The following is a 14,115-nucleotide window of genomic DNA, read 5'->3' on the forward strand; positions in this document are numbered from 1 at the left end:
GACCACACAAATCCCTAGCCCATCACCACATCAGATCATCGGGGATCTGATAAGCCGCGTACGGATCATCTTCATCCGGCGCTTCGGTCACCACATTGAGTTGCACGATGCGTTGCGGATCGCGCTCCTGGATCTTCAGCGCCGCCTCACGGGGGATCACTTCGTAGCCGCCGCCATGATGAACGATGGCCAGCGAACCGTTGCTGAGCTTGTTGCGCATCAGCGTGTTCACCGACAGGCGCTTGACCTTTTTGTCGTCGACGAAGTTGTAGTAGTCCTCGGTGGTCAGCTTCGGCAAGCGCGTGGCTTCGATCAATTGCTTGACCTGCGCGGCACGGGCTTTGTGCTCGACCTTTTCCTGTTGCTGACGATTGAGCTCCTGGTCGCGCTTGACCTTTTCGGCCAGGGCTTCCTGGGCCAGTCGCTGCTGGGTATCGTCCTGTTCAATCTGGCCTTTGTGCACCAGGCGCTGCTGTTTCTGTTTTTCTTTGCCGACCTGTTTGGCCTGCTTTTGGTTGACCAGCCCTGCTTTGAGCAACTGGTCGCGAAGGGAAAGGCTCATGTACTTACTCACTTAGGCAACGGCTCAGCCGCAGCTGGGCAAATTCTTTTCCTGACGTTTGGCTTCGCCCCACAAGGCGTCCAACTCTTCGAGGGTGCAATCTTCTATGGGACGGTGGGTGTCGCGCAATGCCTGTTCGATAAATCGGAAGCGTCTTTCAAACTTGCTGTTGGCGCCACGCAGTGCGGTTTCCGGATCAACCTTGAGATGACGCGCCAGATTGACCACGGAAAACAGCAGGTCGCCGACTTCATCGGCAATCGCTACCGAGTCGTCGTCGGCCATAGCTTCGAGCACTTCATCGAGTTCTTCGCGGACCTTATCCAGCACCGGCAAGGCATCCGGCCAGTCGAAACCGACCTGTCCTGCACGCTTCTGCAACTTCGCCGAACGGGACAGCGCCGGCAGCGCCGCGGGTACATCGTCAAGCAAGGACAGCTGTTGCGGCGCCGCGGATTTCTCCGCTCGCTCTTCGGCCTTGATCTCCTCCCAGCGCTGCTTGACCTGATCTTCGTCGAGCCGCGGGATATCCAGCGAAGCATACAGATCGCCAGTCGGGAACACATGGGGATGACGTCGAATCAATTTGCGGGTGATGCTATCGACCACGCCGTCGAATTCGAAGCGCCCTTCTTCCCGGGCCAGCTGGCTGTAATAAACCACCTGGAACAGCAAATCGCCCAGCTCGCCCTGCAGGTGATCGAAGTCACCGCGCTCGATGGCGTCAGCGACCTCGTAGGCCTCTTCCAGGGTGTGGGGCACGATGGTTTGATAAGTCTGCTTGAGATCCCACGGACAGCCGTACTGCGGATCCCGCAGCCGGGCCATCAGGTGTAGCAAGTCTTCAAGGTTGTACATCAATAACTCTCGTTGAAACGCGCTCCCCGTAGGAGCTGCCGTAGGCTGCGATCTTTTTTTCAGGAGCACCGCAGATCAAGATCAAAAGATCGCAGCCTGCGGCAGCTCCTACAGGGATCGCATTTCAAGGCGTTCTGTTGCGCCGTGTTTCAATGATGTTCGGCAACTGGGAGATACGCCCCAGCAACCGACCCAACGCATCCAGCCCCGGAATCTCGATGGTCAAGGACATCAACGCAGTGTTGTCTTCCTTGTTCGAACGGGTATTGACCGCCAGTACATTGATCCGCTCGTTGAGCAGCACTTGCGAGACGTCGCGCAGCAATCCGGAACGGTCGTAGGCGCGGATGATAATGTCGACCGGATAGGTCAACACCGGCACCGGGCCCCAACTGACCTGGATGATTCGCTCCGGCTCACGGCCACCCAATTGCAAGACCGACGCGCAGTCCTGACGGTGAATGCTGACGCCCCGGCCCTGGGTGATGTAACCGACGATCGCATCCCCCGGCAGTGGCTGGCAGCAGCCGGCCATCTGGGTCATCAGGTTACCGACGCCCTGAATCTGGATGTCGCCGCGCTTGCCCGGTTTGTAACCGGTGGCCTTGCGCGGAATCAGTTCCAGCTGTTCATTGCCGCGTTCCGGCTCGACCAGTTGCTGGGCCAGATTGACCAGTTGTGCCAGGCGTAAATCACCGGCTCCCAACGCGGCAAACATGTCCTCGGCGATTTTCATGTTGGCCTTTTCGGCCAGTTTATCGAAATCCACCTGCGGCAAGCCCAACCGTCCCAGCTCACGTTCGAGCAGGGTTTTACCGGCGGCGACGTTTTGATCACGGGCCTGCAACTTGAACCAGTGGACGATCTTCGCCCGTGCCCGTGAGGTGGTGATGTACCCCAGGTTCGGGTTCAGCCAGTCGCGGCTCGGCGTGCCGTGCTTGCTGGTGATGATCTCGACCTGTTCACCGGTTTGCAGGCTGTAGTTGAGCGGAACGATGCGCCCGTTGATCTTCGCACCGCGGCAGTTGTGGCCTATTTCGGTGTGCACGCGGTAGGCGAAGTCCAGCGGTGTCGAGCCTTTGGGCAAGTCGATGGCATGGCCGTCCGGGGTGAAGATGTACACCCGATCCGGCTCGATATCGACCCGCAGTTGTTCGGCCAGACCACCGATGTCGCCCAGTTCTTCATGCCACTCGAGCACCTGACGCAGCCAGGAGATTTTCTCTTCGTAGTGATTGGAACCGGATTTGACGTCAGTCCCCTTGTAGCGCCAGTGGGCACAAACGCCCAGCTCGGCCTCTTCGTGCATCGCATGGGTGCGGATCTGCACTTCCAGCACCTTGCCTTCAGGACCAATGACCGCCGTATGCAACGAGCGGTAGCCGTTCTCTTTAGGGTTGGCGATGTAGTCGTCGAATTCTTTCGGGATGTGCCGCCACAAGGTATGGACGATACCCAGCGCGGTGTAGCAGTCGCGCATTTCCGGCACCAGCACCCGCACCGCGCGCACGTCGTAGATCTGGCTGAACTCCAGACCCTTGCGCTGCATTTTGCGCCAGATCGAATAGATGTGCTTGGCCCGGCCGCTAATGTCGGCATCAACGCCGGTGGCCTGCAACTCGCTCTGCAATTGGTTCATCACATCAGAGATGAACCGCTCGCGATCGAGGCGACGTTCATGCAGCAACTTGGCGATCTGCTTGTACTGATCGGGCTCCAGGTAACGGAAGGACAAATCCTCCAGCTCCCACTTGATATGCCCGATCCCGAGACGGTGAGCCAGGGGCGCATAGATGTCGAAGACTTCCCGGGCGACCCGGTTGCGCTTTTCATCGTCGGCGGTTTTCACCGCACGAATCGCGCAGGTACGCTCGGCCAGCTTGATCAACGCGACACGCACGTCGTCGACCATGGCCACCAGCATCTTGCGCAGGTTCTCCACCTGGCCCTGGCTGCCGAGTACCAACGACTGGCGCGGGCTCAGACTGGCGCTGATCGCCGCCATGCGCAGCACGCCGTCGATCAGCTTGGCCACCACCGGGCCAAAACGCTGACTGACCACCGGTAGCTGGATCTGGCCTTCACGGACTCCGCGGTACAGCACCGCGGCCACCAGCGAATCCTGATCGAGCTTGAGGTCGGCGAGAATTTCCGCGATCTCAAGACCGGTACGGAAACTCGACATCCCCTCGGCCCAGAGATTCTTCGCCGCATTGTCTTGCTGCTCGGCCTCGCGAGCGAACTCGCAGGCTTCTTTCAAGGCTTCACGGTCCAGCGCCAGATCGACACTGACCGCATGATCGAGCCATGCCTCGAGATTGATACTGCCGTCGGTGTTGATCGGCTGGTGTGCTCTCACCTGTACCATCTTGCTTACCTTCCCTATGACGCACATTCAATGCGTCAAAATCGCTGACCCTTCGTTGCCAATGTTCCCTCGCTGGGCTGGCGAGGGTCATGCATCAGCGGGCCAGTCGGACCAGAACCATCCTAGTTCGCTTCAAATAACGCCATGGCCTCGACATGTGCCGTCTGAGGAAACATATCGAGGATCCCGGCACGTTTTAACCGGTAGCCCTGCTTGATCAATTCAGCCGTGTCGCGGGCCAGAGTCGCTGGGTTGCACGACACATACACCAACCGTTTGGCACCCAGGGTTGCGAGCTTGCGCACCACCTCGAAAGCACCGTCACGGGGTGGGTCCAAGAGTACCGCAGAAAAGTCCTCGCCGGCCCATTCGGTATCGGCCAAGGGCTGGGATAAATCGGCCTGAAAAAACTTTGCATTATGCAGATTATTGCTAGCCGCATTTTCGGTGGCACGCTCGACCATGGTCGCCACGCCTTCCACCGCTACCACTTCCTTGACCTGACGAGCCAGAGGCAGTGCAAAATTGCCCAGGCCACAGAACAAATCGAGGACCCGATCGTCAGCCTTCGGCGCCAACCACTCCAGCGCCTGGGCGATCATCGCTTCATTGACCCCGGCGTTGACCTGGATGAAATCGCCTGGCCGATAAGCCAGATGCAAATCCCAGGTCTCCAGACGATAGCCCAATTGCTGATCCGGCTCGACCGGTTGCGGCTGGCCTTCGCCATGCAGCCACAATTGGGCTTCATGGAAGGCACAGAATTCCTTGAGTATGGTCAAATCAGCGGCAGACAGCGGCGCCAGGTGCCGCAGTAAAACTGCGCTGGATGAGCCCCGAAATAATTCGACATGCCCCAACGCCTGGGGTTTGCTCAAGCGGCGCAGCATTTCCGGCAAGCGCTTGATGATCGGCTGCAAGGGCTGTACCAGTACCGGACAATCATTGATGCCGACGATGTCCTGGCTGCCTGCCGCACGGAAACCCACCTCGAGTTTTTTTGCCTTGGCATCCCAACGTACCGCCACCCGGGCACGACGCCGGTAGCCAAACTCCGGCCCGCTCAAGGGTGCAGCCCACTCTTCGGGTTCAACACCGGCAACTCGCGACAACTGCTCGGCGAGCATGCGCTGTTTCAGCGCAAGCTGTTCGCTATGGGGCAGATGCTGCACGCTGCAACCGCCGCAGCGTCCGGCATGGGCGCAAGTTGCCGGACGGCGCAGATCACTGGCCAGCAATACCCGTTCGGTGCGTGCCTCGACGACTTTAGCGTGGGCACCCAGGACCCGCGCTTCGACCTCTTCACCGGCCAGGGCGCCGGCAACGAACCAGGTACGCCCCTCAAGGAAGGCGATACCCCGGCCGTCGTTGGCCAGTCGTTCAATGGTCAAGCGCTGTTTTTTGCCAGTGGGCACTTGTGGGGCCCGACTGCCACCAGTCGGTTGGAAGCGCAGGCCTCTCTCTTGCTTGGCCATCAGTTGGGCGCGTCGAAAATGCCGGTCGACAGGTAACGGTCGCCACGGTCACAGATGATCGCGACCATCACCGCGTTTTCGACTTCCCGGGACAGACGCAGCATCGCTGCCACCGCACCGCCCGAAGAGACGCCACAGAAAATGCCTTCTTCGCGGGCCAGACGACGGGTCACGTCCTCGGCTTCGCTTTGGGCCATGTCGACGATCCGGTCGACCCGATCGGCCTGATAGATCTTCGGCAGGTATTCCTGCGGCCAGCGGCGAATGCCGGGAATGGCCGAGCCTTCCATCGGCTGCAGCCCGACGATCTGCACCTCGGGGTTCTGCTCCTTCAGGTAGCGCGAAACGCCCATGATGGTGCCGGTAGTGCCCATGGAGCTGATGAAATGGGTGATGCTGCCTTCGGTCTGGCGCCAGATTTCCGGGCCGGTGCCAGTGTAGTGCGCCTCGGGGTTGTCGCCGTTGGCGAACTGGTCGAGCACCTTGCCGCGGCCATCGGCCTGCATCCGGTCGGCAAGGTCGCGAGCGCCTTCCATGCCCTCTTCCTGGCTGACCAGGATCAACTCGGCGCCATAGGCGGTCATCGCCGCCTTGCGCTCGGCGCTGGAGCTGTCGGGCATGATCAGGATCATCTTGTAGCCCTTGATCGCCGCAGCCATCGCCAGAGCGATCCCGGTGTTACCCGAGGTTGCTTCGATCAGCGTATCGCCGGGGTGGATCTGCCCGCGCAACTCGGCGCGGGCGATCATCGACAGCGCCGGACGGTCCTTGACCGAACCCGCCGGGTTATTACCCTCGAGCTTGAGCAGCAGGGTGTTGCTGGTGGCGCCGGGCAGGCGCTGCAAACGGACCAGCGGAGTGTTGCCGACGCAATCGGCGATGGTTGGGTACTGCAAGGTCATGGCGTATTCGCAATCCAGACTGCGGGGGCGACTATCATACCGACAAACGCCTGGAGTCCATATCACGCAAAGTGTGGTGCTTATGGCTTATAGGTATAAGCAGTGGTTTCGTGGGTTGAAGCAAGATCAAAAGATCGCAGCCTGCAGCAGCTCCTACGCGCGAGGTGGTGTGCGCCGATCAAAGGGCCAACAACCGCATGTTCAACCGCAGCCCCTGCCCGGTATTTTCCGCCCACAAGCTACCGCCCTGACGCTGCACGGCATTGCGCGCGATGCTCAGGCCCAGGCCAAACCCACCGTCGCCGGGACGCGAGCCGTCGAGTCGGGTGAACGGCGCGAAAATTCGCTCCAGCGCCTCCTCGGCCACGCCGCCACCCTGATCTTCCAGCCACAGATGCCAATAAGCGCCTTGCCGGCGACCGTCGAGGCGCACGATGCCACCCGCCGGAGAATGACGGATGGCATTGCGCAGCATATTTTCCAATGCCTGGGCCAAAGTGTTCAGATGGCCGCGCACCCAGCAGGAAGCCTCCAGGGAACATTGCAACTGGCTCGCCGGCCAGCCGCTTTCGAAACAGGCGTTTTCAGTGAGCATTTCCCACAGCGCCTGGACCTGGATCTCTTCTTCGGCCAGCGGCGCGCGTTCGGTGTCGAGCCAGGCCAGTTGCAGGGTGTCTTCCACCAGCCGCTGCATGCCGTCGACTTCCCGCCCCAGGCGTTCGCGCAGTTGCTCCAGGCTCTGCTCGCTTTCACTGGCCACGCGCAAGCGGCTCAAAGGCGTGCGCAGTTCGTGAGAGAGGTCCCGAAGCAATTGTTGCTGCAACGCCACGGTACTTTGCAGGCGCTCGGACATCTGATCGAAAGCCCGCCCCAGCTCACCCAACTCATCGGAGCGACTGGTGGTCTGGGTCGACAGGCGTGCGCCCAGTTGATCGGCACGCCAGGCGTTGGCCTGCTCGCGCAAATTATTCAAGGGCACCACCAGCAAACGATATAGACCGACGCACAGCAGCAGCGTGAACAACCCGGGGATCACCCCGTTGGTCACCACCCGCCAGAACACCCGGTAACGTCCGGGCATAAAACGCTGCGGCAGTTCGATTACCAGGCTGCCGGCGGCGGGATCGTCGGGGAAGGGAATTTTCAACCAGGGCAAACCCCGGGTACGCCGGCTCATCGGCCAATCCAGGCCCCGCAGAAAGGTCAGGCGTTGGCTCTGCGCTTCATTCAGCGGGTAGCTGCCGAGCGATTGCAGATCGTGGCCGATGACCCCGACCCAGTTGCGTTCACGCTCGCCCATGGCCTGCACCCAGGCATCGACACCGGCACCCTCGCCTTGAACCCAGGCCTGCTCCGCTTCGGCGGCGTACCTGCTGAGGGTGATCCGGGCTTCATCGGACAAGAAAAGATTCTTCTTCTCCATGTACCGACCCCAGGACCAACTCAGCCAGATCATCAGCAGACAGAACGCCACCAGCAACAAAGCCAGCTTCCAGAACAGCGAGTGCCGGCCTGGCAGATCAGAGCATTTCATCGATCGCACTCAACACATAACCCTTGCCCCAGACCGTGCGCACCTCACGTTCGCTGTAGCCGATAGCCTTGAGCTTGCGGCGGATCTGACTGATATGCATATCCAGGCTGCGGTCGTGGGGGGCATAACCGCGTTGCAGGACATGTTGATAAAGGAAGGCCTTGCTCAGCACTTCCTCACCATTGCGCTTCAGGGTCTCCAGCAGCCGGTACTCGCTGCGGGTCATACCGGCCCATTGCTCGGCGTAGCAGACATCGCACCCTTCATCGTCGAAGCGCAGGCTTTGGCTGTCGCTGTCGAGCGGGGCCGGAGTCTGCCGGCGATCCAGCGCGACCCGACGCAGAATGGCTTCGATGCGCACTCGCAACTCGGCCATGCTGAAGGGTTTGGGCAAATAGTCATCGGCCCCCAGCCGAAAGCCGCTGATGCGGTCCGCCTCGGCGCCCAATGCCGACATCATGATCACCGGAATCGAATGGCTTTCGCGCAAACGAGTCAGCACCGCCAGGCCATCCATGCCCGGCAGGAGAATATCCATCAGCACCAGATCGAAGGCGTGCTGCCGGGCAATCGTCAGCCCTTCACAGCCGTTCTGGCACCAGGTCACTTGAAAACCGCAGCGCTCCAGGTGCTCATGGACATAAGCACCCAACACAAGGTCGTCTTCAATCGCCAGAATACGGGGAAGGCCAACAGATACGGGAGTCATTAGCTTCTGCAAATAATTCTCAATTGACGATTATTCAAGATTGCTCTCCCGCGAGCAACCCGAGCCTGGCAATCAAGGGCACGGCACTTGCTGTAGCAGGGGAACAATGGCGTTACTCTACGAAGATTGCCGGTCTGCGAATGGCTACACTGCGCAGGTGGTGCATGTGGGTCAGTCATTCGTCTGTCATTCAAAAAAACAGCGTGGAAGCAGGAGAGTTGCGTGCTTGAGAAACTGGGAATAAAGGGCCGCGTGCTATTGCTGACCTTGCTGCCGACCAGCCTGATGGCCTTGGTGCTGGGCGGTTATTTCACCTGGATGCAGCAGTCCGACCTGCAAACCCAGCTCCTGCAGCGTGGCGAAATGATCGCCGAACAACTGGCACCGCTGGTGGCCCCCGCGATGGGCCATGACAATACCGATCTGCTGGAGCGCATCGCCACTCAAGCCCTGGAACAGATGGATGTTCGTGCCGTGTCTTTTCTCGCGCCCGACCGCACGTTACTGGCGCATGCCGGCCCGAGCATGCTCAATCAGCCGCCGCTCGGTAACAGCAGCCACATGCTGCAACGCAGCGGCAACGACGCGACTCGTTACCTGCTGCCGGTGTTCGGCCGGCACCGCAACCTGGCCGGCGATTTGATACCCAATGAAGCCAACCGACTGTTGGGCTGGGTCGAACTCGAGCTGTCCCACAGCGGCATGCTGCTGCGTGGCTATCGCAACCTGTTTGTCAGCCTGCTGTTGATTGCCGCGGGCCTGGCCGGCACGACGCTGCTGGCGCTGCACATCAGCCGGAGCATCAATAGACCGCTGAGCCGGATCAAACACGCCGTCGCCCAACTCAAGGACGGCAATCTCGAAACCCGCCTGCCGGGGCTCGGCAGCCAGGAGCTGGATGAGTTGGCGTCGGGTATCAACCGCATGGCCAGCACCCTGCAAAATGCCCAGGAAGAACTGCAGAACAGCATCGACCAGGCCACCGAGGACGTTCGACAGAACCTGGAGACCATTGAAATCCAGAACATCGAGCTGGACCTGGCGCGCAAGGAAGCGCTGGAAGCGAGCCGGATCAAATCCGAGTTCCTGGCCAACATGAGCCATGAAATCCGGACACCACTCAACGGCATTCTCGGCTTCACCCATCTGTTGCAGAAAAGCGAATTGACGCCCCGCCAACTGGATTACCTGGGCACCATCGAAAAATCCGCCGACAACCTGCTGGGGATCATCAACGAGATTCTCGACTTCTCGAAAATCGAGGCCGGCAAGCTGGTGCTCGACAGCATTCCCTTCAACCTGCGTGACCTGCTGCAGGACACCCTGACCATCCTCGCCCCGGCGGCCCATGCCAAGCAGCTGGAACTGGTGAGTCTGGTCTATCGCGATACGCCGTTGTCGCTGATCGGCGATCCGCTGCGACTCAGACAGATCCTGACCAACCTGGTGAGCAACGCGATCAAGTTCACCCGCGAAGGCACCATCGTCGCCCGCGCCATGCTCGAAGAAGAACATGACGACAGTGTGCAACTGCGCATCAGCATTCAGGACACCGGCATCGGCTTGTCGAACCAGGATGTACGGGCACTGTTTCAAGCCTTCAGCCAGGCCGACAATTCACTGTCCCGGCAACCCGGCGGCACCGGTCTGGGGCTGGTGATTTCCAAGCGCCTGATCGAACAGATGGGCGGCGAGATCGGCGTCGAGAGCACGCCCGGCGAAGGCTCCGAGTTCTGGATCAGCCTGAGCCTGCCCAAAGCCCGCGACGATGCTGAAGACCTGCCGTCAGCGCCACTGCTCGGTCGGCGGGTGGCGGTGCTGGAGAACCACGAACTGGCCCGCCAGGCCTTGCAGCATCAACTGGAAGACTGTGGCCTGGAAGTCACTCCGTTCAACACCCTGGAAGCCTTGACCAACGGCATCACCAGCGCCCACCAGACCGATCAGGCGATCGACCTGGCGGTGCTTGGCGTCACCACCCAGAACATGCCGCCCGAGCGTCTCAATCAGCACATCTGGGACCTTGAAACTTTGGGTTGCAAGGTGCTGGTGCTCTGCCCGACCACTGAACAGTCTCTGTTTCATCTCTCGGTACCCAACCCCCACAGTCAACTGCAGGCCAAACCGGCCTGCACCCGCAAACTGCGCCGGGCCCTGGCCGATCTGGTCATCCCCCGGCCGTTGCGCAACGAACCCGGCGAGCCGCTCTCCAGCCGCGCGCCGCGAGTGCTCTGCGTCGATGACAACCCGGCCAACCTGTTACTGGTGCAAACCCTGCTTGAAGACATGGGGGCCAAGGTCCTCGCGGTCGAGAGCGGCTATGCCGCGGTCAAGGCGGTACAGAAGGAAGCCTTCGACCTGGTGCTGATGGACGTGCAAATGCCCGGCATGGACGGACGCCAGAGCACCGAGGTGATTCGCCAGTGGGAAAGCGAACGCCACAGCACTCCCCTGCCGATAGTTGCCCTGACCGCCCATGCCATGGCCAATGAAAAACGCGCCTTGCTGCAAAGCGGGATGGACGATTACCTGACCAAACCTATCAGTGAGCGCCAGTTGGCGCAGGTGGTGTTGAAGTGGACCGGGCTGGCGCTGCGCAATCAGGGACCGGAGCGCCCCAGCGAGTCCTACGTCAATGGCGCCGAACTGCTGGTGCTCGATCATGAAGAAGGGTTGCGTCTGGCGGCCGGCAAAGCCGATCTGGCAGCCGACATGCTGGCCATGTTGCTCGCTTCGCTGGAGGCCGACCGTGAAGCGATCCGTATCGCCCGTGAAGCCAGTGACCAGAACGCACTGATCGAGCGGGTCCATCGCCTGCATGGTGCCACCCGCTACTGCGGTGTACCGCAACTGCGTGCAGCCTGCCAGCGCAGTGAAACCCTGCTCAAGCAGGACGACCAAAAAGCCTGGGCGGCCCTCGATGAACTGGACCGCGCCATCAACCGCCTGGCCAGCGAAGCCCGCATCAGTGCCTGACCCACTAGCAGCCGAGCGTTAAGCTCGGCGCACCCGGAACAAGGATGAAGCCATGCGCACGATTCTCTTCAGTAGCCAGACCTATGATCACGACAGCTTCCTCGGCACCGTGTTACCGGCCGGTATCGAGTTGCAGTTCCAATCGGCGCGCCTGAGCCTGGACACGGTGGCCCTGGCCGAGCATCACGAAGCGGTCTGTGCCTTCATCAATGACGACCTCAGCGCCGCGGTGCTCGAACAGTTGGCGGCCGGCGGCACCCGACTGATCGCCCTGCGCTCGGCCGGCTACAACCATGTCGACCTGGCGGCGGCGAAACGCCTTGGGCTGAGCATCGTGCGGGTTCCGGCCTACTCGCCCCACGCGGTGGCCGAACATGCGGTGGCCTTGATTCTGGCGCTGAACCGGCGCCTGCATCGGGCCTACAACCGTACCCGTGAAGGCGATTTCAGCCTGCATGGGCTGACCGGGTTCGATCTAGTGGGCAAAACCGTCGGCGTGGTCGGCACCGGGCAGATCGGCGCCACCTTCGCCAGAATCATGGCCGGGTTCGGCTGTCAGTTGCTGGCGTACGATCCGTATCCCAACCCGCAGGTGGAAGCTCTTGGCGCCCGCTACCTGAGTCTGCCCGACCTGCTGGCGCAAGCGCAGATCATCAGCCTGCATTGCCCGCTGACCACAGACAGTAAACACCTGATCAACCAACAGTCACTGGCCCATATGCAGCCCGGGGCGATGCTGATCAACACCGGTCGCGGCGGCCTGGTGGACACCCCGGCGCTGATCGACGCGCTGAAGAACGGTCAATTGGGCTATCTGGGCCTGGACGTGTATGAGGAAGAAGCCCAGCTGTTCTTCGAGGACCGCTCCGACTTGCCGCTGCAGGACGACGTGCTGGCGCGTCTGCTGACCTTCCCGAACGTCATCGTCACCGCCCACCAGGCCTTCCTGACCCGCGAAGCCCTGGCCGCGATTGCCGCGACAACCTTGCAAAACATTGCCGCGTGGGCCGCCGGCACCCCGCAGAATCTGGTGCAAGCCTGAAATCACGGGTCGCCTGGCTGATCGAAGGTCATTCGCCCGGGCCATGCTGGATTCGTCCGCGTGCTAGCATAGCGCCCATACTTGGAGGACCCATGGTCGAACACGATTTCCGCTACACCCTGATGAGCCCGCAACACACCCTGATCGAATGCCGTGCCCTGGTGCCGGGTCGCTATCAGGTCACCGGCAACGGTGGCTCGATACGCAACGACGACGTGCTGGTGGTCACCCTGAAAGGCAGCAAGGACTTGTCCATGCGCCTGACGGTGGAAAAAGTCCGTCACCTGATCAACCCGATTGGCCAATGGGTTGCCGTGGCCAGTGGCCCGGTGTTCGGTGAACTGGCGATTCACACCTGGAAGGTCAACTGCGACAGCTGTTCGGCCGAGCTGAACTTCGAGTTTGCGGTCGACGCCAAACTCGGCAACAAGGCCCAAAAGCCTGCCGCCACGGCGCGCATTGCCGAACTTGGCTGGGTGAGCAAAGACGAGAAGCACCTGTGCCGCAAATGCCAGGAGGCAAACTGATGAAACGCCTTGCCCTCATGGGGATGGCTGGCGCTGGCCTGTTGGGTTGCGCCGCTGAACCGGTGAAGCTGCAACAGGAACACAGCTACATTCTTGAGTGGATCGGCGAACGTCCGCTGATCGACCGCAGCCACCTGACCATCACCCTCGGTGAAGATGGTCGGGCTTATGGCACTGCCGGCTGCAACCACTGGTTCGCCCCCTACACCCTGGAAGGCGACAAGCTCAGCTTCGGCAAGGTCGGCAGCACTCGCAAACTGTGCGCACCGGCATTGATGGAGCAGGAGAAGCGTTTCCTGCAATCACTGGAAACCGTGCAACACTGGGACATTTCGCCGATCGAGCAAGTGCGTTTCTGGCCGGCCGAAGGCAAGCCGTTGCGTTGGTGGCGGGAAGAGGGTTAAACACGAACCATTGTGAGCTTTCTGTGGCGAAGGAGTTTGCTGTGGCGAGGGGGCTTGTCGGAACGCCGCATCGCCCCGTTCGGCTGCGAAGCAGTCGTAAAACCGGCAGATGCGGTGTTTCTGAAAGATTGGGGTTGCAGGTTTCAGGGCCGCTGCGCGCCCCAGCGGGGGCAAGCCCCCTCGCCACAAAAAGCCCCCTCGCCACAGGCCCCCTCAATTCTTCGCCTGCAACGCCTCAAGCTTCGCCATCACCCCCGCCGCCGTCTGCTCGCCCATCAGCTGCTCACGCACCTTGCCCTTGTCATCGATGATGTAGGTCACCGGCAATGCCTCGCTGCGCGGCAACTCGAAATAGTCGGCCGGGTCCTGGGCCAACACAGTGAATCTGATCCCCAGCGCTTCACTGGCTTTCTTCAGTTCATCGCCCTGCACATTGTCGAAATTGACCCCGAATACATCGATCGACTTGCCCTTCAACTGTTCGGACAATGCGTTGAGCTCGGGAATCTCGGTTCGGCACGGGCCACACCATTCGGCCCAGTAATTGAGCACCAGCCATTGTTTGTCCAGGCGCTCGGATGCGATCTTCTGCCCCTGTTGATCGACGCCATAGTCATTGCCACAACCGCCGAGCAGCAAGGTTGTGATGATTGCCAATGTCACTGTCACTCGCCTGGTCATGTCTTGGTCCTTGTCGAAAAACCGGTTCTGAATCCACCTTGACGCAGGCCCATCGCCTCTCAAGGTTCAGGACTGCC

At 60.8% G+C, this 14,115-nt stretch carries 12 protein-coding genes; 4 read left to right on the forward strand and 8 right to left on the reverse strand.

All coding sequences use genetic code 11. The features are described 5' to 3' along the window. Positions 1 to 22: 22 nt before the first annotated feature. The 7 genes from F8N21_RS00845 to F8N21_RS00875 form a co-directional block, all read right to left on the reverse strand. A complete protein-coding gene (locus F8N21_RS00845) occupies positions 23 to 562 on the reverse strand; it encodes a DUF2058 domain-containing protein (RefSeq protein WP_150640294.1) in 540 nt (179 codons plus the stop codon). A 24-nt stretch (positions 563 to 586) separates the two neighbouring features. Beyond that, the gene (gene mazG / locus F8N21_RS00850; RefSeq protein WP_150640295.1) at positions 587 to 1,420 is read right to left on the reverse strand and encodes a nucleoside triphosphate pyrophosphohydrolase; all 834 of its coding nucleotides are present in this window, start codon (positions 1,418 to 1,420) and stop codon (positions 587 to 589) included. Between the two features lie 124 nt (positions 1,421 to 1,544). After that, positions 1,545 to 3,788: a GTP diphosphokinase gene (gene relA / locus F8N21_RS00855; protein ID WP_150640296.1), complete on the reverse strand. Its 2,244-nt coding sequence runs from the start codon at positions 3,786 to 3,788 to the stop codon at positions 1,545 to 1,547. 122 nt (positions 3,789 to 3,910) lie between these two features. Beyond that, positions 3,911 to 5,263: a 23S rRNA (uracil(1939)-C(5))-methyltransferase RlmD gene (gene rlmD / locus F8N21_RS00860; RefSeq protein WP_150640297.1), complete on the reverse strand. Its 1,353-nt coding sequence runs from the start codon at positions 5,261 to 5,263 to the stop codon at positions 3,911 to 3,913. Next, entirely contained in the window at positions 5,263 to 6,165 is a 903-nt protein-coding gene (gene cysM / locus F8N21_RS00865) for a cysteine synthase CysM (protein ID WP_150640298.1), read from the reverse strand. Before cysM ends, rlmD begins: the two co-directional genes overlap by 1 nt. Positions 6,166 to 6,343: 178 nt before the next feature. Further along, entirely contained in the window at positions 6,344 to 7,699 is a 1,356-nt protein-coding gene (locus F8N21_RS00870; protein ID WP_150640299.1) for a sensor histidine kinase, read from the reverse strand. After that, the gene (locus F8N21_RS00875) at positions 7,686 to 8,408 is read right to left on the reverse strand and encodes a response regulator transcription factor (RefSeq protein ID WP_150640300.1); all 723 of its coding nucleotides are present in this window, start codon (positions 8,406 to 8,408) and stop codon (positions 7,686 to 7,688) included. Before F8N21_RS00875 ends, F8N21_RS00870 begins: the two co-directional genes overlap by 14 nt. A gap of 222 nt (positions 8,409 to 8,630) precedes the next feature. Between F8N21_RS00875 and F8N21_RS00880 the strand changes: the two genes are divergently transcribed. The 4 genes from F8N21_RS00880 to F8N21_RS00895 all read left to right on the forward strand — a co-directional run bounded on the left by F8N21_RS00880 (position 8,631) and on the right by F8N21_RS00895 (position 13,357). Further along, positions 8,631 to 11,384: a response regulator gene (locus F8N21_RS00880; RefSeq protein ID WP_150640301.1), complete on the forward strand. Its 2,754-nt coding sequence runs from the start codon at positions 8,631 to 8,633 to the stop codon at positions 11,382 to 11,384. A 52-nt stretch (positions 11,385 to 11,436) separates the two neighbouring features. Then, a complete protein-coding gene (locus F8N21_RS00885) occupies positions 11,437 to 12,426 on the forward strand; it encodes a 2-hydroxyacid dehydrogenase (protein WP_150640302.1) in 990 nt (329 codons plus the stop codon). A gap of 92 nt (positions 12,427 to 12,518) precedes the next feature. Then, the gene (locus F8N21_RS00890) at positions 12,519 to 12,953 is read left to right on the forward strand and encodes a hypothetical protein (protein WP_150640303.1); all 435 of its coding nucleotides are present in this window, start codon (positions 12,519 to 12,521) and stop codon (positions 12,951 to 12,953) included. After that, positions 12,953 to 13,357 carry an META domain-containing protein gene (locus F8N21_RS00895; protein WP_150640304.1) on the forward strand — a complete coding sequence of 135 codons (405 nt, stop codon included), beginning with the start codon at positions 12,953 to 12,955 and terminating at the stop codon, positions 13,355 to 13,357. The genes F8N21_RS00890 and F8N21_RS00895 overlap by 1 nt, the downstream gene beginning before the upstream one ends. Positions 13,358 to 13,570: 213 nt before the next feature. Here the strand turns inward: F8N21_RS00895 and F8N21_RS00900 are convergent, their stop codons facing one another. Next, on the reverse strand, positions 13,571 to 14,038 hold the full coding sequence (locus tag F8N21_RS00900) for a TlpA family protein disulfide reductase (RefSeq protein WP_150640305.1): 468 nt from the start codon (positions 14,036 to 14,038) through the stop codon (positions 13,571 to 13,573). Positions 14,039 to 14,115: the final 77 nt, after the last annotated feature.

This window comes from Pseudomonas fluorescens, from assembly GCF_902497895.1.
Classification (GTDB): domain Bacteria; phylum Pseudomonadota; class Gammaproteobacteria; order Pseudomonadales; family Pseudomonadaceae; genus Aquipseudomonas; species Aquipseudomonas fluorescens_BP.

Coding starts and splice junctions, on each gene's coding strand:
- rlmD (WP_150640297.1), bottom strand. CDS start 5,263: ATGGCCAAGCAAGAGAGAGGCCTGCGCTTCCAACCGACTGGTGGCAGT.
- mazG (WP_150640295.1), bottom strand. CDS start 1,420: ATGTACAACCTTGAAGACTTGCTACACCTGATGGCCCGGCTGCGGGAT.
- F8N21_RS00870 (WP_150640299.1), bottom strand. CDS start 7,699: ATGAAATGCTCTGATCTGCCAGGCCGGCACTCGCTGTTCTGGAAGCTG.
- F8N21_RS00845 (WP_150640294.1), bottom strand. CDS start 562: ATGAGCCTTTCCCTTCGCGACCAGTTGCTCAAAGCAGGGCTGGTCAAC.
- F8N21_RS00875 (WP_150640300.1), bottom strand. CDS start 8,408: ATGACTCCCGTATCTGTTGGCCTTCCCCGTATTCTGGCGATTGAAGAC.
- F8N21_RS00900 (WP_150640305.1), bottom strand. CDS start 14,038: ATGACCAGGCGAGTGACAGTGACATTGGCAATCATCACAACCTTGCTG.
- cysM (WP_150640298.1), bottom strand. CDS start 6,165: ATGACCTTGCAGTACCCAACCATCGCCGATTGCGTCGGCAACACTCCG.
- relA (WP_150640296.1), bottom strand. CDS start 3,788: ATGGTACAGGTGAGAGCACACCAGCCGATCAACACCGACGGCAGTATC.
- F8N21_RS00890 (WP_150640303.1), top strand. CDS start 12,519: ATGGTCGAACACGATTTCCGCTACACCCTGATGAGCCCGCAACACACC.
- F8N21_RS00885 (WP_150640302.1), top strand. CDS start 11,437: ATGCGCACGATTCTCTTCAGTAGCCAGACCTATGATCACGACAGCTTC.
- F8N21_RS00895 (WP_150640304.1), top strand. CDS start 12,953: ATGAAACGCCTTGCCCTCATGGGGATGGCTGGCGCTGGCCTGTTGGGT.